The following is a 3,711-nucleotide window of genomic DNA, read 5'->3' on the forward strand; positions in this document are numbered from 1 at the left end:
AGGATAATGTAAAACAACACCAGAGCCGTTTGTCTGCGGAACAGAATGCGTTGCAGCAGCGAGAGCATCAGGTTCAGTGGCTTAAAGAGCAGCAACAACAGCAGCAACAGAAGCGCCAGCGCTTGTATGATGAACTGGCACGCCAGAAGGATCAGTTTGAAGAGGAAGCTATCGAACTGGCCATGTTGAATGAAAGTTTAGAAGCACTTGAAGAGCAACTGGCAGAACAAGCCGCTGCACAGGAGCAACTTGACGCTACCCGGCAATCATTGCAACAAATGGTGGCCAGTCAACGTGCGCAGTATGAACAATATACCCGTGCCTTGCATGAGCAGGCACTCCAATTACAGGATCTGCGCAATAAACTGCAAAGTGCCGCTGCCCAACAGCAACAGCTTGAAAGCCAGGTGCAAGATGCGAATCAACGAAAAGACGCATTGGAACGCGAACTGATCGCCCTTTCCAGTCCCGAGAATGAACAAAAGGCGCAATTGCAGGCTTATCTGAATGATAAAGAACACCTGGAAGAGCAGAAAAGCGAGCAACAACATGCCCTGGAGCATGCTGAATCCATGCTGGCAGAAGCCATGCAGGGCCAGCAGGGACAAATGGCGACCATTGCCAAGCGAAAGCAGGAACTCGATAGCCTGAAAATTGAAGCCGAAGGCGTGAGAGTAAGAGGAGCGGCGATCCTTGAGCAGCTTAACGAACTGAATGTAACACTTAAGAACGTGCTGGAATCTTTACCTGCAGAAGCGCAGGAGAAACCCACTCAAACGGAGCTGGAACAAACCAGTGCTGCTATCAGTCGTCTTGGTGCGGTAAATCTGGCAGCAGTAGAGGAGTATGATATTCAGGCCGAGCGCAAAACCCATCTGGACACGCAGTTTACCGACCTAACCGATGCATTGGATACGCTGCAAAACGCGATCAGGAAAATTGACCGCGAAACCCGTACTCGCTTCAGCCATACGTTCGAACAGGTCAACGAGGATCTGAAGCAATTGTTCCCCAAAGTTTTCGGTGGCGGCTCTGCTTATTTAGCATTAACCGATGATGACCTGCTCGAAACCAGGGTAACCATAATGGCCCGACCGCACGGAAAGAAAAAGAGTACAATTCATTTGCTTAGCGGTGGAGAAAAAGCGTTAACCGCTTTATCATTGGTGTTTGCAATTTTCAGATTAAATCCGGCGCCGTTTTGCCTGCTCGATGAAGTAGACGCGCCACTGGATGATGCAAACGTGGGGCGCTTTTGTAAGCTGGTGTCGGAAATGTCGAAATCAGTACAATTTATTTATATTACCCATAATAAGATCGCAATGGAGATGGCCAGTCATTTAACCGGCGTAACCATGGCAGAACCAGGCGTTTCCCGTATGGTTGCTGTGGACGTCGAAGAGGCCGTTTCATTGGTAGAAGCATAATTTCACAGGGCATAGAAATCGATGGAAGATGAATTACGTTGGTCACTGCTACTGCTGGGTGGTTTTTTTATCATCGGCGTACTGGCACATGGCTTATGGAATATTCGCAAAAACAACAAGGCCAAGAAGCCCCCGCGTATTGAGCCTCAGGACTGGCAGGTTGATGAATCTGACGACGACGCCGATTCTTCAGAAAAGTTCGACGAATACGGTATTGGATCTGTGCGCGTCGTGAGTGGTGAAAAGCCCTCATCTCAAGCACCCTCGGTTCACGCCTCCGAAGACGAGGACAGTGTTTTGCTCGAACCTGATGGGGCTGACGACGATACAGGGAACCAGTCTGAGTCTCCCGAAAAGACGCGAACTGTTGTAGCTCAGGAGCCACCTGTTGCACCAAAGGTTGAAAAAATTTACGCGTCAGTAGTGTCAAATCCAAAGCCTCAATTTGGCACCAAGGAAGCTACAGCAGACAATATTGATGTGATGCCAGCACCGCCTTCATTTTTACTGAAAGGCGAGCAGGCCGCTGCGAAGCCAAAAGCACAACCTGAATCAGACGACAAGAGTGAACCGGCAATCGATTTCTCGCTTGATGCGCCGCTTGGTCCGGACGCACGTCAGCAAAGAACAGCTGCTCAGGATGATAAAGTTGAAATAGCTGTGGAATCTGCGTCAGTTGAAAAAAATACGCTGCGTAAAAAAGCCAAACCGACCGTTCGCCGTCGTCAGGAACCCAATTTTGGTGATGATGAGCAAATGCAGATAAATTTTGATGATGCACAAAAGTCAGCGCAATCTCACTCTGCCAAAGCAAGTCCCGGTAATGCGAATGTCGACCAGGAAGTATTGATTCTCAACGTACGCGCGCCAGAAGATGCGCCCATCAGTGGTGCGGCGTTATTGCCTATGTTACTTACGCTGGGTTTTAAATTTGGTGATCAGGATATTTTTCATCGTCACGTTAATTCTAACGGCAAGGGCCCGGTGTTGTTCAGTTTAGCAAATATGTTTAAGCCAGGTAACTTTGACATTGATAACCTGGAAAATTTCACTACGCGCGGTGTGTCGTTGTTCATGTTATTACCTATTGAGGGTGACCCTCATCAGGTGTTCAACATGATGCACAATGCTGCACGTAAAATTGCTGATGAGTTTAATGCTCAGGTGCTGGATGGGCGCCGCAGCGTATTAACCAAGCAAGGCCTTCAGCAATATGTAGAAAAAATCCGGGATTTTGAACGCAAACGGATGATTGCCAGACACTAATTTTGCCAGGGCTGGTAACGCCAGCCCGTCTAACCTTCTTTCGCACGCTGCCAGCGTGTTTTATGAGACAGCTTCATGAATACACAATCCATTAACGCGCAATTAGAAGCGTTGCGCGACACTATTAACGAATACAACTACCAGTACTATGTGCTGGATAATCCCACCGTGCCAGACAGTGAATACGATCGCTTGTTCCAGTCGTTAAAAGCACTGGAAGCCCAACATCCTGAACTCATTAGTGACGATTCTCCTACACAAAAGGTAGGCGGGCAGCCCTTGGGATCCTTTGAGCAGGTAACCCATGAAGTACCGATGTTGTCGCTTGATAACGCCTTTAGCGAAGACGAACTCAATGCATTTGAAAAGCGCATCAAAGACCGGTTAAAGGATACGGCAGCGCTACCTTTCAGTTGTGAGCCCAAACTAGATGGACTGGCCGTGTCTATTTTGTATGAAAATGGCCAACTGGTAAGAGCCGCTACCCGGGGGGATGGTCAGGTTGGTGAGAACATTACTGCGAATGTACGCACCATCAGCAATGTGCCACTCAAATTAAGGGGGACACAGTTTCCAGAGCGGCTTGAAGTGCGTGGTGAAGTGTTCATGCCTAAAACCGGCTTTGAAAAATTAAACAACAGTCAACGCGAAGCGGGTTTAAAGGTGTTTGCCAATCCGCGTAATGCGGCAGCGGGGAGTTTACGTCAGCTCGATTCACGCATAACAGCTAAACGGCCACTGATGTTTTATACTTATTCACTTGGCGTGGTCGCGCCTGATTCTTTTGCGTTACCCGTTTCGCATTCTGCTCGTTTACGGCAATTGGCAGACTGGGGACTACCACTGTGTCCTGAAGTGGATACCGCGACAGGTGCAACCGGCTGTTTGGCTTACTATGAGCGAATTTTAGCACGGCGTGAAGCACTGCCTTATGATATTGATGGGGTGGTATTTAAAGTGGATACCATTGCGATTCAGGAACAATTGGGCTTTGTAGCCCGGGCGCCGCGCTGGGCGA

At 48.7% G+C, this 3,711-nt stretch carries 2 protein-coding genes and 1 pseudogene; all 3 read left to right on the forward strand.

Going from position 1 to position 3,711, the window contains the following annotated elements; all coding sequences use genetic code 11:
- A pseudogene (locus tag ACLR2L_RS19460) lies at positions 1–1,427 on the forward strand (chromosome segregation protein SMC); the annotation flags it as partial.
- Positions 1,428–1,448: 21 nt separating this feature from the next.
- Entirely contained in the window at positions 1,449–2,693 is a 1,245-nt protein-coding gene (gene zipA / locus ACLR2L_RS19465) for a cell division protein ZipA (RefSeq protein WP_413370584.1), read from the forward strand.
- Between the two features lie 75 nt (positions 2,694–2,768).
- Positions 2,769–3,711 (forward strand): NAD-dependent DNA ligase LigA (gene ligA, locus ACLR2L_RS19470; RefSeq protein ID WP_413370586.1); only part of this gene is annotated, 943 nt, incomplete at its 3' end.

It is taken from the genome of Alteromonas sp. AMM-1 (genome assembly GCF_047290655.1).
Classification (GTDB): domain Bacteria; phylum Pseudomonadota; class Gammaproteobacteria; order Enterobacterales; family Alteromonadaceae; genus Alteromonas; species Alteromonas mangrovi.